This window comes from Trinickia sp. EG282A (assembly GCF_040965455.1).
In the GTDB taxonomy this organism is placed as follows: Bacteria; Pseudomonadota; Gammaproteobacteria; order Burkholderiales; family Burkholderiaceae; genus Trinickia; species Trinickia symbiotica.
In genome coordinates this window covers 715,677-732,632 of the sequence record NZ_JBFRCC010000002.1, presented here as the reverse complement: position 1 = coordinate 732,632, position 16,956 = coordinate 715,677, and the positions used below count along the sequence as shown (strand labels likewise).

The following is a 16,956-nucleotide window of genomic DNA, read 5'->3' as shown; positions in this document are numbered from 1 at the left end:
CGTATGGACCGCATGAACGAAACGTCCTTTTTCCACGGGCCACATCGCACGCGCGCGTTTCTCGCGGCGATGCTCGCCGCGCTCGCCTGCGCGACGCTCTCGCCGCGCGCGCACGCCGAGCGGGCGGACCGCGACAAGCCGCTCAACATCGAAGCGGACAACATGACGTACGACGACCTGAAGCAGCTCACGATCTTTACGGGTCACGTCGTCGCGACGAAGGGCACGATCGTCATCAGAGCCGATCGCGTCGCGGTCCACCAGGATCCCGAGGGGTATCAATACGCGACGGGCACGATGAACAAGGGCAGTACCGATCTCGCCTATTTCCGGCAAAAACGCGACGGCGTCGACGAGTACATCGACGGCACCGCCGAGAAGATCGACTATGACGGCAAGCAGGACTTGACGACGCTCACGACGAATGCGACCGTGCGTCGATTGCAGGGCCTCTCGACGGTGATGGACACGGTCCACGGCAGCGTCATCACCTACGACGGGCAAACCGACTTCTATACGGCCAAGGCCGGCAAGGACGTGGCGAGCCCCGGCAACCCGACCGGCCGCGTGCGCGCCATGCTCGCACCGCGCAACGGCGCGCCGCCTCCGCTTGGCGGCGCTTCGGCGACGCTCGCGCCGGCCGCCGGAATTCAAGGAACACCGCAGCAGTGAACACGCTCTCCAGCACCGCCGCACAGGCTGTCGCCACTCCTCGGAGCGAGCCTGCCAAGGCGACGAGCTCGCTCGTCGTGCGCAATCTGAGGAAACGCTATGGCTCGCGCACCGTCGTCAAGGACGTGTCGCTCGACGTGAAGAGCGGCGAAGTCGTCGGCCTGCTCGGGCCGAACGGCGCGGGCAAGACGACGTCGTTCTACATGATCGTCGGGCTCGTGCCGCTCGACGCCGGCGAAATCGTGCTCGACGGCAATTCGATCAGCCTCATGCCGATTCACAAGCGCGCGGCGCTCGGGCTCTCCTACCTTCCCCAGGAGGCCTCGGTGTTCCGCAAACTGACGGTCGAGCAGAATATCCGTGCCGTGCTCGAGCTGCAAACCGATGAAAACGGCAAGCGGCTCTCGAAGTCTGCCATCGAGGCACGCACGGAAGCACTGCTCGACGAGCTGCAAATCGCGCATCTGCGCGAGAATCCGGCGCTTTCGCTGTCGGGCGGCGAGCGGCGCCGCGTCGAAATCGCGCGCGCGCTGGCGACGAATCCGAGCTTCATTCTGCTCGACGAGCCGTTCGCGGGTGTCGATCCCATCGCCGTGCTCGAAATCCAGAAAATCGTCAAATTCCTCAAGCAGCGCAATATCGGGGTGCTCATCACCGACCACAACGTGCGCGAAACGCTTGGCATCTGCGATCACGCCTACATCATCAGCGACGGCAGCGTACTCGCAGCGGGGGCCCCGCGCGAGATTATCGAGAACGAGAGCGTCCGGCGCGTCTACCTCGGCGAGCACTTCCGGATGTAACGGGACGCGCGGGGCCGACGCGAGGCGGCTCGGCCCTGACCCGACCTCCCCCCGCGCCGCGCCGCCGGCCGAGCCGCGCCAGCCTGCGGACCCGGGGCTTTCGGGGCCACATGGAGCCCGGCATTCCCCGTTCCGGGATAGTCGAGCACTGCGTCATCGAGGTTTCGCGCCGATGGCAAAGTCTCTACAATGAAAGCCAACCGCCATGAAAGCCAGCCTCCAACTCCGCCTATCGCAGCATCTTGCGCTCACGCCGCAGCTGCAGCAGTCTATCCGGCTGCTCCAGTTGTCGACGCTCGAACTCCAGCAGGAGGTCGCGACGGCGTGCGCGCAAAATCCGCTGCTCGAGACCGAGGACGAATGGATCGCGAGCCCGCTGCGGGTCGCCGCGGACGGCTCGGTCATCGCCCAGACCCCCGCGCCCGCCGCGGCTGAGCCGATGAGCGGCTCGGCGCCCGCGACCGAATCGGATCGCGCCGACGGCGCCGAGCCGGCCGCTACCGACGAATACAACGGACTGTCGTCATCCGACAACGCCGATGCGTCGCAGTGGAATCTCGACGATTACGGCCGCTCGGCCCCCTCGTCCGACGACGACGACTTGCCGCCGCTGCAGATCCACGAATCGACGACGACGCTGCGCGACCATCTGATGGCGCAACTGCGCGTCACGCAGGCGGGCCCCCGCGATCGGGCACTCGTCACCTTCCTCATCGAATCGCTCGACGACGACGGCTACCTGACGTCGTCGCTCGACGAAGTGCTCGCCGACATACCGGAAGAGCTGGAGGTGGATCTCGACGAGCTGTCCGCGGCGCTTGCGCTGCTGCAAAGCTTCGATCCGGCCGGCGTGGGCGCGCGCTCGGCCTCTGAATGCCTGAAGTTGCAGCTCTTGCGGCTGCCCGATAGCGCCACGCGCAAGCTTGCGCTCGAAATCGCCGCGCATCATCTCGAGCTGCTGGCCGCACGCGACTTCACGCGCCTGAAAAAGCAGCTGAAGGCAAGCGACGATGCATTGCGCGACGCGCACGCGCTGATCCGCTCGCTCGAGCCGTTCCCAGGGGCGGCCTATGGCAAGGCGGAAGCCGATTACGTGGTGCCCGACATCATCGTCAGAAGGACGACGCAGGGCTGGCAAGCCGAGTTGAATCCCGAGGTGGTGCCGCGCCTTCGAATCAACCATCTCTATGCGAACATCCTGCGCAACAACCGCGGCGATCCGGGCAGCGGCTCGTTGCGTCAGCAGTTGCAGGAGGCGCGCTGGCTCATCAAAAACATTCAACAGCGTTTCGAGACCATCCTGCGCGTCGCGCAGGCGATCGTCGAGCGCCAGAAGAACTTTTTCGCGCACGGCGAAATCGCCATGCGCCCCTTGGTTTTGCGGGAAATAGCTGATACGCTGGGCCTGCACGAGTCGACCGTCTCGCGTGTCACGACGGGGAAGTACATGCTTACCCCGTTCGGAACGCTCGAGTTCAAGTTCTTCTTTGGTTCACACGTGTCGACCGATACGGGGGGCGCGGCCTCGTCGACGGCCATTCGCGCGCTCATCAAGCAACTGATAGGAGCAGAAGACTCGAAGACGCCTCTTTCAGACAGCCGCATAGCCGAACTGCTGGCGGAACAGGGCTTCGTGGTGGCACGCCGGACAGTGGCGAAATACCGCGAAGCGCTCAAGATCCCGGCAGTGAATCTGCGTAAGTCTCTTTGAGCTCGCCGCACCGGATGTTCCGGGCGGATCGAGCGTTTCCGGCCGCGATGCTGTTGGCGCAAATGGCCGGCCGATACGACCCGCCGCTCGTCGATCACACGGGGTGATGATTCGAGCGGGCCGCTCCCGACCGGTTTTGCCGCACCAAAGGTGTCAGGCGGCCATTCGTTTGGAGAGCACTATGAATCTGAAGATCAGTGGACGCCATCTCGAAGTCACGCCCGCGCTGCGGGAATACGTGATCACCAAGCTCGACAAGGTGCTACGACACTTCGATCAGGTGATCGATGGCAATGTGGTCCTCTCGGTCGACAATCAGAAAGAAAAGGATAAGCGGCAAAAGGTTGAAATCAACCTCCACCTGAAGGGCAAGGACATCTTCATCGAAAGTGCCAACGGCGATCTCTACGCCGCCATCGATCTCATGGTCGATCGTCTCGATCGGCAGGTCGTCCGCCACAAGGGGCGCATTCAAGAGCACCAGCACGCGCCGATCAAGCATCAGGAGCTATCGGTCGGCGAGCAACCGCAGCAATAAGCCGGACGCGGCACGAGGCGCCCGCGTCGGCGCCCGCCGCTCTCCCGCGCAAAGCGCGGGTTTCCCGCGAAAACCGCCCGGATTCGGGCGGTTTTTTCGTTCCGGCCGCTGGAGCCGGCCGCCCCCGTGGCGGCCTCCCACCGATGCGCCGGCAGGGCCGATGCGCGCGGCATTGCGCGAAAAGCGCGCCACCCAGCATAATGCATGCAACATTGCGGTTGCCGCGATGCAACATCGAATGGGCCTGATCTATAATGTGACGGTAATTTTGATGGGGCAGCCGGCCGAGTTGCCATTCGCGAAGTCAGGGCCATGCGTCCATGATCCGCCGGGCAAGGCCGAAAATGGACAACCAGTCAGTTGCCGCGAGGAGCGCACAGGCGACGCATCAAGCCTGCCAACATGAATCGTTTAGCCAAATTCCTTCCCCTCGATAACGTCGTTATCGGACTTTCCGTCACCAGCAAGAAACGCGTCTTCGAGCAAGCAGGGCTTATCTTCGAAAACCAGAACGGCATCGCGCGCAGCGCGGTCACGGACAATCTGTTCGCGCGCGAGCGGCTCGGCTCGACAGGGCTCGGCGAAGGCGTCGCGATCCCGCACGGCCGGATCAAGGGGCTCAAGCATCCGCTCGCGGCCTTCGTGCGCCTCGAGCAGCCGATCCCGTTCGAATCGCCCGACGGACAACCGGTTTCGTTGCTGATTTTTCTGCTCGTGCCCGAACAGGCCACGCAGCAGCATCTCGAAATTCTTTCGGAAATCGCGCAACTGCTGTCCGATCGCGAAACACGCGAGCGGCTGCATAACGAAGCGAGCCGCGAGGAGTTGCATCGGCTGATCACTGAGTGGCACCCTTGACACTGTCACGGCCCGCGCGCCACGCACGCGGTGCAGGAGGCGCTTGCAGCCGGTGACTCGGCAAGGGCCCAGCCGCGCGCGTCCAGCGTGAGGCGGTCTCATGCGGCCCAACCAGGAGCCAGCGATACATGGATACATCCAGCATCAACGCCCAGAGCATCTTCGACGACAACGCCACCTCACTCAAGCTGAGCTGGCTGACCGGGCATGAGGGCTGGGAACGCGGTTTTTCGGCGGAGACGGTCGCGAATGCGACTTCGAGCGCCGACCTCGTCGGCCACCTGAACCTCATCCACCCAAACCGGATCCAGGTGCTCGGCGAAGCCGAAATCTACTACTACCAACGTCAGACCGACGAAGACCGCTCGCGCCACATGGCCGAGCTGATCGCGCTCGAGCCGCCGTTTCTCGTCGTGGCCGGGGGCGTGCCGGCACCGCCCGAGCTCGTGCTGCGATGTACGCGCTCGTCGACGCCGCTCTTCACGACGCCGATGTCAGCGGCGGCCGTCATCGACAATCTGCGGCTTTACATGTCGCGCATTCTCGCGCCGCGCGCGACGCTGCACGGCGTGTTCCTCGACATCCTGGGCATGGGCGTGCTGCTGACCGGCGATTCGGGCCTCGGCAAGAGCGAGCTCGGCCTCGAGCTGATCAGCCGCGGGCACGGGCTCGTCGCGGACGATGCCGTCGACTTCGTGCGCCTCGGCCCGGACTTCGTCGAGGGGCGCTGCCCGCCGCTTTTGCAAAACCTGCTGGAAGTTCGCGGCCTCGGCCTGCTCGACATCAAGACGATCTTCGGTGAGACCGCCGTGCGGCGGAAGATGAAGTTGAAGCTCATCGTCCAGCTCGTGCGTCGGCCCGATGGCGAGTTTCAGCGGCTGCCGCTCGAGAGCCAGACCGTCGACGTGCTCGGCCTGCCGATCAGCAAGGTCACGATCCAGGTGGCGGCGGGTCGCAACCTTGCCGTGCTCGTCGAGGCAGCCGTGCGCAACACGATTCTGCAGCTTCGCGGCATCGATACGCTGCGCGATTTCATGGACCGTCAGCGTCTCGCCATGCAGGATCCGGACAGTCAACTTCCCGGCAAGCTGATGTGACGCGCGCGAAGCGGCGGCGAGCGAAGCGGCGGCTCGCGATAGAGCCGGAACCAGGTGCTATGATGAAACGAACGGGTCATCCTCCATGCGCATTGTTCTGATCACCGGCATCTCCGGCTCCGGCAAATCCGTCGCATTGAACGCGCTCGCGGACGCGGGCTACTATTGCGTCGACAATCTGCCGCCGCGCTTTTTGCCCGAGCTCGCGCAATTCCTCGCGAACGGCGAGGAATGTCACGAACGGCTCGCCGTCGCCATCGACGCGCGCTCGAGCGCCTCACTCGACGAAATGCCCGGCATCATTCGCGATCTCGCGAGCGAGCACCATGTGCGCGTGCTGTTTCTCAACGCGAGCACTCAAGCACTGATTCAACGCTTCTCCGAAACGCGGCGGCGCCATCCTCTATCGGGACCTCCCGCGCGCGACGCCGACATCGGGCTCATGGCGTCGCTGGAGGAGGCGATCGAGCGTGAGCGCGAGCTCGTCGCGCCGCTTGCCGAGTTCGGCCACCAGATCGACACGAGCAACCTGCGCGCGAACGTGTTGCGCGCCTGGGTCAAGAGCTTCATCGAAGACGAGCGTGAAGGGCTGCTGCTGATGTTCGAATCGTTCGGCTTCAAGCGCGGCCTGCCGCTCGACGCCGATTTCGTCTTCGACGTGCGCGCGTTGCCGAATCCCTATTACGACCACCGGTTGCGTCCACTGACGGGGCGCGACGAGGCCGTCATCGAGTATCTCGATGCGTTGCCGATCGTGCATGAAATGATCGACGACATCCATTCGTTCGTCCTGAAATGGCTGCCGAGGTTTCGCGACGACAACCGCAGCTACCTGACGATCGCGATCGGTTGCACGGGGGGGCAGCACCGATCGGTATTCATCGCGGAGACGCTCGCCGCACGTCTCGCTCGCGAAGCAACGGTTATCGTGCGGCACCGTGACGCGCCGATGGAAGTCGGCGAATCGTCGAGATCAGTGGCCTCTGGCCACATGGCCTAACTTGCCGCGCACGCGCGGCCCCTCTGAAGCTCGCGCCATGTCCTCGAACCCAGCCGTCTGCGCCGATCTACCGCTCTTTCCGCTTCACTCCGTGCTCTTTCCCGATGGCCTCTTGCCACTCAAGATTTTCGAGGCACGGTACCTCGACATGACCCGGACCTGCCTGCGCGAAAGCAGCCCATTCGGCGTGTGCCTCATCAAGAGCGGCTCCGAGGTCGCGAATGCCGACGAGCCCTGCGTTCCCGAGCCAGTCGGATGCCTCGCCTCGATCGAGGAATGCGACGTCGACACGTTCGGCATGCTGCACGTGCGTGCGCGCGGAGGCAAGCGCTTTCGGCTGCGCTCGCATCGAGTGGAGCCGAGCGGCCTTCTCGTCGGCTCGGCCGAGCTGCTGCCCGACGACATTCCGCTCGAAGGCAGCGACGCGCTCGCCAAGTTCGGCGCCTGCGCCGAAGTGCTCGAGCGCATCATCGAGACGATCCGCGAGCGCGACGCCGACAGCCTGCCGTTCGCCGAGCCGTTCCGCTTCGACGATCCCGCCTGGGTGTCGAATCGGCTCGCGGAAGTGCTTCCGATTCCCCTGCGCACACGCCAGAAGCTCATGGAGATGACCGACGCGGGTGCGCGCATCGATTGCGTTCATCACTACATGCAGCACCGCCAGCTGCTTTGACGCCTCCGCCGTCTATCGAGCCCGCTAAAACCTGCGAAAGCCGGCTAAAGCAAGCTGCCCTGCAAGGCATCGAGCAGCTTACGAACGGGGGCCGGCACGCCGTAAGCCTCGATGTCGGCGAGCGGCACCCAGGCGCTGTCGTCGTCGCGCGCATCGAGACTCGCCCGCGTCGCGGCGACGTCGAGCCGGCCCACGCGCGGCTCGATATCGAGCCTGAAGTGCGTGAACGTATGCGTGAGCGGCGCGAGCGTATCTAGCGAGGCCGTCGCCCCCAGCGTGCGCGCGCGCTCGGCGAGCGACGATTCGTCGGCCGCTTCCGGCAAGCTCCAGAGCCCGCCCCAGATGCCCGCGGGCGGCCGCCGTTCGAGCAGCACGGAGCCGCCGTCGCGCAACACCAGCATCCATGTCCGGCGCGTCGGCACGGCTTTCTTCGGACGCGCCGCCGGCAATTCGCGCTGGCGGCCCGTCGTATGTGCGACGCAGTCCTCGGCGAACGGGCAGCGTGCGCAATCGGGCTTGCCGCGCACGCAGAGCGTTGCTCCGAGGTCCATCAAGCCTTGCGTGTAAGCCGAGAGATCGGCGTCGCTTGCATCGGCGGCCGGCATCAGCGTCTCCGCCAACGCCCACATGGCGTTTTCGACGCGCTTTTCTCCCGGAAAGCCGTCGACCCCGAACACGCGCGCGAGCACACGCTTCACGTTGCCATCGAGGATCGTTGCACGCGCACCGAATGCGAACGACGCGATGGCCGCAGCCGTCGAGCGGCCAATGCCGGGCAATTGCGCCAACGCATCGGGAGTCGCTGGAAAGGCGCCGCCAAACTGCTCGACGACGACTTGCGCGCAGCGATGCAGATTACGGGCTCGCGAGTAGTAGCCGAGACCAGCCCATGAGGCCATGACATCGTCGATCGGTGCCGCGGCGAGCGCGGCGACGTCGGGAAAGCGCGCAAGAAACTTCGCGTAATACGGGATGACCGTCGCAACCTGCGTCTGCTGGAGCATGATTTCCGAAAGCCAGATCCGGTATGGATCGCGCGTGTTCTGCCAGGGCAAGTCGTGGCGGCCGTGACGGCGCTGCCAGGCGATCAGGCGCTCGGCGAAAGCGAATTGCAGGGCGAAAGTGGGTGAAATCGAAGCGATCGCGGGTTCGGACATGGAAAGGTAAGGTATCGGCTTGAAGCCGCGGCCGGCTCAGCGCTGGCAGCGAGGGCAATGATAGGTCGACCGCTGCCCCTGCACGAGGTGGCGAATCGGTGTCCCGCATACGCGGCAGGGCTGTCCTGCTCGATCGTAGACGAAGCAGTCGAGTTGAAAGTAACCGCTCTCGCCGTCGCTGCCGACGAAGTCTTTCAATGTGCTGCCGCCACGCGCGATCGCGTCCGTTAGCGTCGCGCGGATCGCGTCGGCAAGCCTGTCGCAGCGCGCCGCCGAGAGGCGCCCCGCCGCCGTGGTCGGCCGCACCCCCGCGCGAAATAGGCTTTCGGAGGCGTAGATGTTGCCGACGCCCACGACGATTTCGCCGCCGAGCAGCGCCTGCTTGATCGACATCGTGCGTCCGCGCGTTCGCTCGTGGATCAGCCGGCCCGAGAACTCCGTCCCGAACGGCTCGACCCCGAGCCCCGCGAGCAACGGGTGCGTGTTCACGTCGCCCGCCGCGCGCGGGTGCCAGAGGACGGCGCCGAAACGGCGTGGGTCGCGGTAGCGCAGCACGAATTCGTCGAAGATCCAGTCGATATGATCGTGCTTGGCGGGCGCGGGCAGGCCGGCATGCGGAAGCACGCGCAGCGTGCCCGTCATGCCGAGGTGAACGATGAACCAGCCCTCGTCGACTTCGAAGAGCAGATACTTGCCGCGCCGCCCCACGCCGATGATCTTGCGGCGCGAGAGCGTCGCGCCGAGCTCGGGAGGCACGGGCCACCGCAAAGCGCCGGAGCGCACGTCGACGCGCTCGACAAGGCGGCCGCGGACGTACGGCTCGATGCCGCGCCGCGTCACCTCTACTTCTGGCAGTTCAGGCATGTCGGCGCGCCTCCCCGGGCAGCGAACGCGGTGAGCGTACGGGCGGTCTCATAAATGGCGGTTAATGGCGAGGAATGGGTGTGCAACTTGCATCGTCGAATCTGCGTGTATTGTAGCGAGCGCGTTACAATCGTCCGAAACCCTCGAACGGATCTCCATGATTTTGTCCCTGAAGCCGCAATCGCAGCGCGCAGGCAGCGTGCGCTCCGCCCGGTGCGCCGCGCCGCTCGGCCGCATCGCCGCCGCCGTCGTCTGTGCCTGGACGCTCGCCCTCGCCGCACCGGCGTTTGCGCAAGATCCCGCTCCTTCTGACGATTCGGCGTCGGCCGCGCCGGCGGACGCCTTCGCGCCGTCGCTCCCCGCCGAGACGCAGGACCTGCCGAACGTCGAGTTGTCGAGCCAAATCGTATTTCAGGTCCTCGCGGCCGAGATCGCGTTGCAGCGCAACGAACCGGCCCCGGCGTACCAAACCTATCTTTCGCTCGCGCGCGATACGCACGATCCGCGCATGGCTCAGCGCGCGGCCGAAATCGCGATTGCGGCGCAGAGCCCCGCCGACGCATTGACGGCCGCCCAGCTTTGGCGCCAGTACGCGCCCGATTCCGAGCGCGCCGCCCAACTCGACGCGTCGCTGCTCGTCCTGTCAGGCAAGCCCGAAGATGCCGAGCCGCTGCTCGCGGCCGAGCTCGCCAAGGTCCCGGAACAGGACCGCGGCAACGCGATCGTCGCGCTGCAGGTGCTGCTCGCGCGCGGACCGAATCACGTGGGCGGGCTGCAGGTTCTGAAAGATCTCGCCAAGAACGATCTCGGCCGGCCAGAGGCGCAGCTCGCGGTCGGCCGCCAGCAGCTGCTCGCCGACGACCAGCCGGGCGCGCGCTCGTCGTTCGAGCGCGCGCTGAAGCTGAAGCCCGATTACCTGCCTGCCGCGCTCTCGCTCGCGCAGATGGGTCCCGATGCGCGCAACGAGGCCATCTCGACGTTCGAGTCATACGTCAAGCAGAATCCGAAGTCGCACGACGCCAGGCTCGCGCTCGCGCAGCTCTACCTGTCGAGCGACCGCATCGACGATGCGCAAAAGCAGTTCGAGGCGATGCACAGCCTGGATTCGCACGATCCGACGCCGTTGATGGCGCTTGGCCTCATCAAGGTTCAGCAAAAGCAGTACGACAGCGCGCAGAAATACCTGCAGCAATATGCCGAGCTGACCGAGAAGACGCCGGGCGCGGACCCGGGGCAGGCTTACATCTTCCTCGCGCAGATCGCGCTCGAGCAGAAGAACGAGGGGGAGGCCGCGAAGTGGCTCGACAAGGTCTCGCCGGACAGCCCGCGCTATACCGCCGCGCGCGTGACGCGCGCGCAGTTGCTCGCGAAGGCGGGCAAGATCGATGAGGCGCGCAAGATGCTGGCCGATCTGCAGAGCCCGGACCCGCATGCGCAGGCGCTCATCGCGCGCACCGACGCGGCGATACTCTTCGATGCCAAGCGCTACCCCGAGGCGGAGAGCCGGCTCTCGGCCGCCGACGACGCGATGCCCAACGATCCCGAGATCATCTACGACTACGCAATGGCCGCGGAAAAGAACGGCCATTTCGATCTGATGGAGTCGAAGCTGCGCCAGCTCATCAAGGTTCAGCCCGACAATCCGCAGGGCTATAACGCGCTCGGCTACTCGCTCGCCGATCGCAACAAGAATCTCGACGAAGCCGAGAAGCTCATCGAGAAGGCCTCGGCCCTGGCGCCGAACGACGCCTTCATCATGGACAGTCTCGGCTGGGTCAAATACCGGCTCGGCGATACGACGGACGCGGCCAAGCTCTTGCGCCGCGCCTTCGATCTTCAGCCGAACGCCGAGATCGGTGCCCATCTCGGCGAAGTGCTCTGGAAGAGCGGAGACCAGGCCAAGGCGCTTGCCGCATGGCGCGACGCGCGCAAGCTCGAGCCCGACAACGATACGCTCGTGAAGACGCTCAAGCGCTTCCAGGTGAACAGCAACGATCTTTGATGCACGTGAACGTCAGCGATTTTCTGGCGCGCGTTGCGCGCTACTTCCGTTTTGCGCGTCCGATGCATGCCGCGCGGCTCATGGCTCTCGCGCCGCGCCGCACGCGTGGCATCGCTTTGCCGCTCGCGTCGGCGTCGGCAACGGCGATGGCCATCGCATTGCTCGCGGGCTGCTCGACCGCGCCAACGCGCGGACCGTCGACATCGAATGCCGCGACGGCGCTTTCGACACAAACGAGTCGCGCTTATCACGGCCGGTTCTCGGTGAGCTACACCGACCGCTACGGCCGGCCGCAAAACGCCTACGGCAATTTCGACTGGCAGGAACAAGGCGATACCGTCACGCTGCAGCTCTTGAACCCGTTCGGCCAGACACTGGCGATCGTCACGTCGTCGCCGTCCGCCGCGACGCTCGAGCTGCCCAATCGTCAACCGCTCACGGCCGACAATGTCGGCACGCTGATGCGTAATGCCCTCGGATTTGCATTGCCCGTCGAAGGCCTGCGGTACTGGCTGCAGCCGTCGCCGGCTCCGACCTCGCAAGCGAAAACGATCGTCGACCCGCAAGCCGGAACACGGCTCAAGGAGATCGATCAGGATGGCTGGACGATCCAGTATCTCGCCTACACGGATGCACCCGAGGTCGGCGTCAAGCGCGTCGATTTGACGCGCCGCGATCCGCCGCTCGCGATCAAGCTCGTGCTGGATCGCTGATCGCCGTGCCGGCCGACGAGAGCGCCGCGAACCAACCGGGCGGCGCACTGCCAGCAGCCACTGCTTTTCACGAAACGAAAGCATGATTGAAACGAAAGACTCGCTGCGGGATTGCCCCGCGCCCGCCAAGCTGAATCTCTTTTTGCACATCACGGGCCGCAGACCGGACGGCTATCACTCGCTGCAGACCGTATTTCAGCTGCTCGACTGGGGCGACAGGCTTCACTTCACGCTGCGCGCCGATGGAGAGATCCGAAGGCAGACCGAGGTGCCGGGCGTGCCCGAATCGGCGGATCTGGTCGTGCGCGCCGCATCGCTATTGAAAGGGCATACGGGCACGGGCTTCGGGGTCGACATCGAAATCGAGAAACGGGTGCCGATGGGCGGCGGCCTCGGCGGCGGGAGTTCCGACGCGGCAACGACGCTGCTCGCGCTCAATCGGCTCTGGAAGCTCGGATTGCCGCGGGACATCCTGCAGGCGCTCGGCCTCGAGCTGGGCGCCGACGTACCGTTTTTCGTGTACGGGAAAAATGCGTTCGCGCAGGGCGTCGGCGAGGCGTTGGCGGCCGTGTCGCTGCCGAGCCGCAGCTTTCTCGTCGTGACACCGAATGTGCACGTGCCGACCGCTGCGATTTTTTCCGACGAGTCGTTGACACGCGACTCGAAAGTCGTCACAATTACGGACTTTCTCGCACAGCAAAGTTGCGATGCACGATGGCCAGACAGCTTCGGCCGGAATGACATGCAACCCGTTGTCGTGGGAAAATACGCGGAAGTCGCGCAGGTGCTCGAATGGTTTGACGATACGTTCGGAGATAAGGCACCCGCGCGGATGACTGGTTCGGGTGCGAGCGTGTTCGCCGCCTTTTCCAGCATCGCCGAAGCGGAACAAGCGCAAGCCAAGCTGCTTGCGAGTGGTCGAGCGGATTGGAGGAGCGCTCTCGCGCCGAGTCTCGATACGCATCCGCTCTTCGCCTTCGCGGCGTGATAGTTTCGCATCGTCGGACTGCCTACAGGTCCGGCGAAGCGCTGAGTCAGTGTAGGGGAGTCGCCAAGTTGGTCAAGGCACCGGATTTTGATTCCGGCATGCGAGGGTTCGAGTCCTTCCTCCCCTGCCAAACATTCTCGTAGTTCCCGCCTCGAGCAGCAGGTGCATGATGAGCAGCCATGACGGCCTGATGGTGTTTACTGGCAACGCGAATCCAGCGCTTGCACAAGAAGTCGTCAAAATCCTCGGCATTCCCCTCGGCAAAGCGATGGTGAGCCGTTTCTCCGACGGCGAGATTCAGGTCGAGATTCAGGAAAACGTGCGCGGCAAGGACGTCTTCGTCCTGCAATCGACTTGCGCGCCGACGAACGACAACCTGATGGAGCTCATGATCATGGTCGATGCGCTGAAGCGCGCGTCGGCAGGGCGGATCACGGCGGCCATCCCCTACTTCGGCTACGCGCGTCAGGATCGCCGTCCGCGCTCGGCGCGCGTCGCGATTTCGGCGAAGGTCGTGGCGAACATGCTGGAGATTGCCGGCGTCGAGCGGATCATCACGATGGATCTGCACGCCGATCAAATCCAGGGCTTCTTCGATATCCCCGTGGATAACATCTACGCGACGCCCGTTTTGCTCGGCGATCTGCGCAAGCAGAACTACGAGGATCTGCTCGTCGTGTCGCCCGATGTCGGCGGCGTAGTGCGGGCGCGCGCGCTTGCCAAGCAGCTCAACTGCGATCTCGCCATCATCGACAAGCGCCGTCCGAAGGCGAACGTCGCCGAAGTGATGAACATCATCGGGGAAGTCGAGGGGCGCACGTGCGTGATCATGGACGATATGGTCGACACGGCGGGTACGCTCTGCAAGGCCGCGCAAGTGCTGAAGGAGCGCGCGGCGAAGCAGGTCGTCGCTTATGCCACGCACCCGGTGTTGTCGGGCGGCGCGGCCGAGCGCCTCGCGAACTCGGCGCTGGATGAGCTCGTCGTGACTGATACGATTCCGCTCAGCGACGAAGCGCGCGGATCGTCGAAGGTCCGGACGCTCTCGTGCGCGGGGCTGCTTGCCGAGACGTTCTCGCGGATCCGTCGCGGCGATTCGGTGATGTCGCTGTTCGCCGAGAGCTGAGCAAGCGGCAACAATGATAGTGCTTGCGGAGAAGGCGTTGCATGAAGCGGCGCCTTTTCCGTGTAATGGGCGCGGTGAGCCTCTGGTTGGTTGGGCAAGCGCGCCGTTTTCGCAGGGCGGTCATTTGGCGCCGTGTGCGATCGTTCGCATGCGAGCCGAAGCGCCCTTATTCACTGCCTGGTCGCGGGCAGTTCATGGAGATTGAACATGAAAGTCGTCGCTTTCGAGCGCAACCTGCAAGGTACGGGTGCGAGCCGCCGCCTGCGCAACTCCGGCAAGACGCCGGGGATCGTGTATGGCGCAGCAGAGCAACCGCAACTGATCGAGCTCGATCACAACGCCCTCTGGCACGCGCTGAAGAAGGAAGCCTTCCACTCGTCGATCCTCGACCTCGAAGTGGCCGGCAAGTCGCAGCAAGTGCTGCTGCGCGACGTGCAGTACCATCCGTTCCGTCAGCTGGTGCTGCACGTGGATTTTCAGCGCGTCGATGCGAAGAAGAAGCTGCACACGAAAGTGCCCGTGCACTTCATGAATCAGGAAACGAATCCGGCCGTGAAGCTCGGCGGCGCCGTGATCTCGCACGTCGTGACCGAGGTCGAAGTCGAGTGCCTGCCTGGTGATTTGCCCGAGTTCGTCGAGCTCGATCTCTCGAAGATCGAAGCCGGCCAATCGCTGCACGCCAAGGACATCACGCTGCCGAAGGGCGTTTCGCTCGCGGCTCGCGTCGAAGCCGAAAATCCCGTCGTCGCGGCTGCCGCCGTGCCGGCCGCCGCGGTTTCGAGCGAGGCTGCCGAGGGCGAAGCCGGCGAGACGCCTGCCGCCTAAGGATTTCGTCGATCGATATCCTCTCGATCCGTTTCGCTGAAACGGACGACGTGACCCGCCGCGGCTCGCCCCGGCGGGTTTTTTTTCGAGGGTAGCAAGAACGTCATGATCAAACTGATCGTCGGGCTCGGCAATCCGGGCGCCGAATACACGGCCACACGTCATAACGCGGGCTTTTGGTTCGTGGATCAACTCGCGCGCGAGGCCAGCGTCGCCTTGCGCGACGAGCGGCGCTTTCACGGCCTATACGCGAAGGCCAGGCTTTTCGGCGATGAAGTCCATCTGCTCGAGCCGCAGACGTTCATGAACCGATCGGGGCAATCAGTCGTTGCGCTCGCGCATTTCTTCAAGATCCTGCCGGATCAGATTCTCGTCGCACATGACGAACTGGACCTGCCGCCCGGCGCCGTCAAGCTCAAGCTCGGTGGCGGAAGCGGCGGCCATAATGGACTCAAGGATATTTCGGCGCATCTTTCGTCGCAGCAGTACTGGCGGTTGCGCATCGGCATCGGACATCCGCGCGATCTGATTCCCGAAGCCGCTCGTGCGGGTGCGAAGCCTGACGTCGCCAACTTCGTGCTGAAGCCGCCGCGCAAGGAAGAGCAAGAAGTGATCGACGCGGCTATCGAGCGGGCGCTCGCCGTCATGCCGCACTTCGTCAAAGGGGAAACCGAGCGCGCAGTGATGCAGCTGCATCGCGGCGCGTAGTGATAAGCGGGGCACGGTTGCGAGACGCAATGGCGTGCTGCGAATGGCGCCGCAGCCACCCAATTACAACATCAGCGTTTCGCCGCTGACGCTCCAGCGCTCAGCCAACCATCACCGGCTAGGCGTCCTCTCCCTTTTTAGCCTGCTGGAGCGAGCCATACTTCGCGAGTAGCTGCTCCCGCGTTTCGACATGCTCGGGGTTGATCGGGATGCAATCGACCGGGCACACCTGCCGGCATTGCGGTTCATCGAAGTGACCGACGCATTCGGTGCACTTCGAAGGGTCGATCACGTAGATATCCTGCCCCATCGAGATTGCGTCGTTCGGGCATTCGGGCTCACAGACGTCGCAGTTGATGCACTCGTCGGTAATCATCAGGGCCATGCTTTTCACCAAAAACTTCAACGGGCGAGCCGCCGGCCGCCCGCAGAGGCGGTATCGGCGCGAAGTCCTCGCCATTGCTCTTCCAGAGCCCACATTCTACGCCTTACGCGCAAACCGGCCCTGCAGGCGTCGACAACTCGCGCATGTCCTCCCGCGCCCCGCTGTGGCCGCCTGCCGGGGCTAATGGAACCTCGGAATGCCGGAAGAAAAGCGCGATTTTCGGAAGAAATCGCGCCGTCGCCCACGTATCCTGGCCTCACTCAATTTATCAGGAGCATTTACGCATGCGCGCATCTTCCATGCAGAACTCGCCTCCTACGGATCCTGGGCTCGGCAAACGCGAGGCAATTCAAGTAGGCATCTCTGCTCATCTCCACGACCGGTATGCAGCGCTCATCGAGGAGCACGGCAATCTCGCCGATGCCTTCGGCATTGCCGAACAAGAGATCCACGATTGCTACGAGGAAGCGCTACAAGCCTATCGCCGTGGCGACTACCTTCTCGCGTCCCAAGATTTTTCGCTGCTGACATTCGTGAACCCGAAAGAAGGTCAGCTGCATTTGGCGACGGGCAATGCACTCCAGCAGCTCGGCGAATATGCCGAAGCACTGCAGTACTTTTCGGCTGCGGTAAAGCTTATGCCCGCGGACCCTGGCGCATGGTTTCGCGTCGCTGAATGCCAAGCGGCACTATCGCAGCGGGGGGAGGCATGCGACACCCTGCGTCAATGCTTGAACTTGTGCACGGCTGGCAATGTGCGTCCGGACCTGTACCCGCACGCCAAGGCGTTACTCGATCAGTTGCTCTGAATCCAAACCACGTACAGCAGGAGGTAG

General features: G+C 64.3%; 19 protein-coding genes and 1 tRNA gene. 17 read left to right on the top strand and 3 right to left on the bottom strand.

Annotated elements, in window-relative coordinates; all coding sequences use genetic code 11:
• Window positions 1-12 precede the first annotated feature (12 nt).
• From lptA to AB4Y31_RS11220, 9 genes are all read left to right on the top strand, one after another.
• The gene (gene lptA, locus AB4Y31_RS11260; protein WP_026230226.1) at window positions 13-672 is read left to right on the top strand and encodes a lipopolysaccharide transport periplasmic protein LptA; all 660 of its coding nucleotides are present in this window, start codon (window positions 13-15) and stop codon (window positions 670-672) included.
• Between the two features lie 77 nt (window positions 673-749).
• Complete coding sequence (lptB, locus tag AB4Y31_RS11255) at window positions 750-1,475, top strand: LPS export ABC transporter ATP-binding protein (RefSeq protein ID WP_085952752.1); 726 nt, start codon at window positions 750-752, stop codon at window positions 1,473-1,475.
• Between the two features lie 205 nt (window positions 1,476-1,680).
• A complete protein-coding gene (locus AB4Y31_RS11250; RefSeq protein WP_018443659.1) occupies window positions 1,681-3,186 on the top strand; it encodes an RNA polymerase factor sigma-54 in 1,506 nt (501 codons plus the stop codon).
• A 181-nt stretch (window positions 3,187-3,367) separates the two neighbouring features.
• Window positions 3,368-3,724 carry a ribosome-associated translation inhibitor RaiA gene (raiA, locus tag AB4Y31_RS11245; protein WP_018443657.1) on the top strand — a complete coding sequence of 119 codons (357 nt, stop codon included), beginning with the start codon at window positions 3,368-3,370 and terminating at the stop codon, window positions 3,722-3,724.
• A 160-nt stretch (window positions 3,725-3,884) separates the two neighbouring features.
• A complete protein-coding gene (locus AB4Y31_RS11240; RefSeq protein WP_368673975.1) occupies window positions 3,885-4,130 on the top strand; it encodes a hypothetical protein in 246 nt (81 codons plus the stop codon).
• On the top strand, window positions 4,127-4,582 hold the full coding sequence (ptsN, locus tag AB4Y31_RS11235) for a PTS IIA-like nitrogen regulatory protein PtsN (protein ID WP_018443656.1): 456 nt from the start codon (window positions 4,127-4,129) through the stop codon (window positions 4,580-4,582). The genes AB4Y31_RS11240 and ptsN overlap by 4 nt, the downstream gene beginning before the upstream one ends.
• 128 nt (window positions 4,583-4,710) lie before the next feature.
• Window positions 4,711-5,679: an HPr(Ser) kinase/phosphatase gene (gene hprK, locus AB4Y31_RS11230; RefSeq protein ID WP_018443655.1), complete on the top strand. Its 969-nt coding sequence runs from the start codon at window positions 4,711-4,713 to the stop codon at window positions 5,677-5,679.
• Window positions 5,680-5,764: 85 nt separating this feature from the next.
• Window positions 5,765-6,679 carry an RNase adapter RapZ gene (gene rapZ / locus AB4Y31_RS11225; RefSeq protein WP_368673974.1) on the top strand — a complete coding sequence of 305 codons (915 nt, stop codon included), beginning with the start codon at window positions 5,765-5,767 and terminating at the stop codon, window positions 6,677-6,679.
• Between the two features lie 37 nt (window positions 6,680-6,716).
• Entirely contained in the window at window positions 6,717-7,352 is a 636-nt protein-coding gene (locus tag AB4Y31_RS11220; RefSeq protein WP_368673973.1) for an LON peptidase substrate-binding domain-containing protein, read from the top strand.
• 44 nt (window positions 7,353-7,396) lie between these two features.
• Here AB4Y31_RS11220 and mutY read toward each other — a convergent pair whose 3' ends face one another.
• Both mutY and mutM read right to left on the bottom strand, forming a co-directional pair.
• On the bottom strand, window positions 7,397-8,509 hold the full coding sequence (mutY, locus tag AB4Y31_RS11215; protein WP_368673972.1) for an A/G-specific adenine glycosylase: 1,113 nt from the start codon (window positions 8,507-8,509) through the stop codon (window positions 7,397-7,399).
• A 36-nt stretch (window positions 8,510-8,545) separates the two neighbouring features.
• Window positions 8,546-9,373: a bifunctional DNA-formamidopyrimidine glycosylase/DNA-(apurinic or apyrimidinic site) lyase gene (gene mutM, locus AB4Y31_RS11210; protein WP_368673971.1), complete on the bottom strand. Its 828-nt coding sequence runs from the start codon at window positions 9,371-9,373 to the stop codon at window positions 8,546-8,548.
• A gap of 157 nt (window positions 9,374-9,530) precedes the next feature.
• Between mutM and AB4Y31_RS11205 the strand changes: the two genes are divergently transcribed.
• From AB4Y31_RS11205 to pth, 7 genes are all read left to right on the top strand, one after another.
• On the top strand, window positions 9,531-11,375 hold the full coding sequence (locus tag AB4Y31_RS11205) for a tetratricopeptide repeat protein (RefSeq protein WP_368673970.1): 1,845 nt from the start codon (window positions 9,531-9,533) through the stop codon (window positions 11,373-11,375).
• Window positions 11,376-11,437: 62 nt separating this feature from the next.
• On the top strand, window positions 11,438-12,088 hold the full coding sequence (gene lolB, locus AB4Y31_RS11200; RefSeq protein WP_368674488.1) for a lipoprotein insertase outer membrane protein LolB: 651 nt from the start codon (window positions 11,438-11,440) through the stop codon (window positions 12,086-12,088).
• An 82-nt stretch (window positions 12,089-12,170) separates the two neighbouring features.
• Window positions 12,171-13,076, top strand: a complete 906-nt coding sequence (ispE, locus tag AB4Y31_RS11195) for a 4-(cytidine 5'-diphospho)-2-C-methyl-D-erythritol kinase (RefSeq protein ID WP_368673969.1) — start codon at window positions 12,171-12,173, stop codon at window positions 13,074-13,076.
• 53 nt (window positions 13,077-13,129) lie between these two features.
• Window positions 13,130-13,206 (top strand) — tRNA-Gln (locus AB4Y31_RS11190).
• Between the two features lie 39 nt (window positions 13,207-13,245).
• Window positions 13,246-14,202: a ribose-phosphate pyrophosphokinase gene (locus AB4Y31_RS11185; protein ID WP_026230222.1), complete on the top strand. Its 957-nt coding sequence runs from the start codon at window positions 13,246-13,248 to the stop codon at window positions 14,200-14,202.
• Window positions 14,203-14,409: 207 nt separating this feature from the next.
• Entirely contained in the window at window positions 14,410-15,027 is a 618-nt protein-coding gene (locus AB4Y31_RS11180) for a 50S ribosomal protein L25/general stress protein Ctc (protein ID WP_368673968.1), read from the top strand.
• A gap of 105 nt (window positions 15,028-15,132) precedes the next feature.
• Window positions 15,133-15,735, top strand: coding sequence for an aminoacyl-tRNA hydrolase (gene pth, locus AB4Y31_RS11175; RefSeq protein WP_368673967.1), 603 nt, complete (start codon window positions 15,133-15,135; stop codon window positions 15,733-15,735).
• A gap of 118 nt (window positions 15,736-15,853) precedes the next feature.
• Here the strand turns inward: pth and AB4Y31_RS11170 are convergent, their stop codons facing one another.
• Entirely contained in the window at window positions 15,854-16,120 is a 267-nt protein-coding gene (locus tag AB4Y31_RS11170) for a YfhL family 4Fe-4S dicluster ferredoxin (RefSeq protein WP_018443644.1), read from the bottom strand.
• A 143-nt stretch (window positions 16,121-16,263) separates the two neighbouring features.
• Here AB4Y31_RS11170 and AB4Y31_RS11165 point away from each other — a divergent pair, with 143 nt between their 5' ends.
• Window positions 16,264-16,929, top strand: coding sequence for a tetratricopeptide repeat protein (locus tag AB4Y31_RS11165; RefSeq protein ID WP_368673966.1), 666 nt, complete (start codon window positions 16,264-16,266; stop codon window positions 16,927-16,929).
• Window positions 16,930-16,956 lie beyond the last annotated feature (27 nt).

What these genes read in the sequence shown, in the direction of transcription:
- lptA (WP_026230226.1), top strand. Translation starts at nt 13, where the DNA reads ATGAACGAAACGTCCTTTTTCCACGGGCCACATCGCACGCGCGCGTTT.
- AB4Y31_RS11250 (WP_018443659.1), top strand. Translation starts at nt 1,681, where the DNA reads ATGAAAGCCAGCCTCCAACTCCGCCTATCGCAGCATCTTGCGCTCACG.
- raiA (WP_018443657.1), top strand. Translation starts at nt 3,368, where the DNA reads ATGAATCTGAAGATCAGTGGACGCCATCTCGAAGTCACGCCCGCGCTG.
- AB4Y31_RS11240 (WP_368673975.1), top strand. Translation starts at nt 3,885, where the DNA reads ATGCGCGCGGCATTGCGCGAAAAGCGCGCCACCCAGCATAATGCATGC.
- ptsN (WP_018443656.1), top strand. Translation starts at nt 4,127, where the DNA reads ATGAATCGTTTAGCCAAATTCCTTCCCCTCGATAACGTCGTTATCGGA.
- hprK (WP_018443655.1), top strand. Translation starts at nt 4,711, where the DNA reads ATGGATACATCCAGCATCAACGCCCAGAGCATCTTCGACGACAACGCC.
- rapZ (WP_368673974.1), top strand. Translation starts at nt 5,765, where the DNA reads ATGCGCATTGTTCTGATCACCGGCATCTCCGGCTCCGGCAAATCCGTC.
- AB4Y31_RS11220 (WP_368673973.1), top strand. Translation starts at nt 6,717, where the DNA reads ATGTCCTCGAACCCAGCCGTCTGCGCCGATCTACCGCTCTTTCCGCTT.
- mutY (WP_368673972.1), bottom strand. Translation starts at nt 8,509, where the DNA reads ATGTCCGAACCCGCGATCGCTTCGATTTCACCCACTTTCGCCCTGCAA.
- mutM (WP_368673971.1), bottom strand. Translation starts at nt 9,373, where the DNA reads ATGCCTGAACTGCCAGAAGTAGAGGTGACGCGGCGCGGCATCGAGCCG.
- AB4Y31_RS11205 (WP_368673970.1), top strand. Translation starts at nt 9,531, where the DNA reads ATGATTTTGTCCCTGAAGCCGCAATCGCAGCGCGCAGGCAGCGTGCGC.
- lolB (WP_368674488.1), top strand. Translation starts at nt 11,438, where the DNA reads ATGCATGCCGCGCGGCTCATGGCTCTCGCGCCGCGCCGCACGCGTGGC.
- ispE (WP_368673969.1), top strand. Translation starts at nt 12,171, where the DNA reads ATGATTGAAACGAAAGACTCGCTGCGGGATTGCCCCGCGCCCGCCAAG.
- AB4Y31_RS11185 (WP_026230222.1), top strand. Translation starts at nt 13,246, where the DNA reads ATGAGCAGCCATGACGGCCTGATGGTGTTTACTGGCAACGCGAATCCA.
- AB4Y31_RS11180 (WP_368673968.1), top strand. Translation starts at nt 14,410, where the DNA reads ATGAAAGTCGTCGCTTTCGAGCGCAACCTGCAAGGTACGGGTGCGAGC.
- pth (WP_368673967.1), top strand. Translation starts at nt 15,133, where the DNA reads ATGATCAAACTGATCGTCGGGCTCGGCAATCCGGGCGCCGAATACACG.
- AB4Y31_RS11170 (WP_018443644.1), bottom strand. Translation starts at nt 16,120, where the DNA reads ATGGCCCTGATGATTACCGACGAGTGCATCAACTGCGACGTCTGTGAG.
- AB4Y31_RS11165 (WP_368673966.1), top strand. Translation starts at nt 16,264, where the DNA reads ATGTCCTCCCGCGCCCCGCTGTGGCCGCCTGCCGGGGCTAATGGAACC.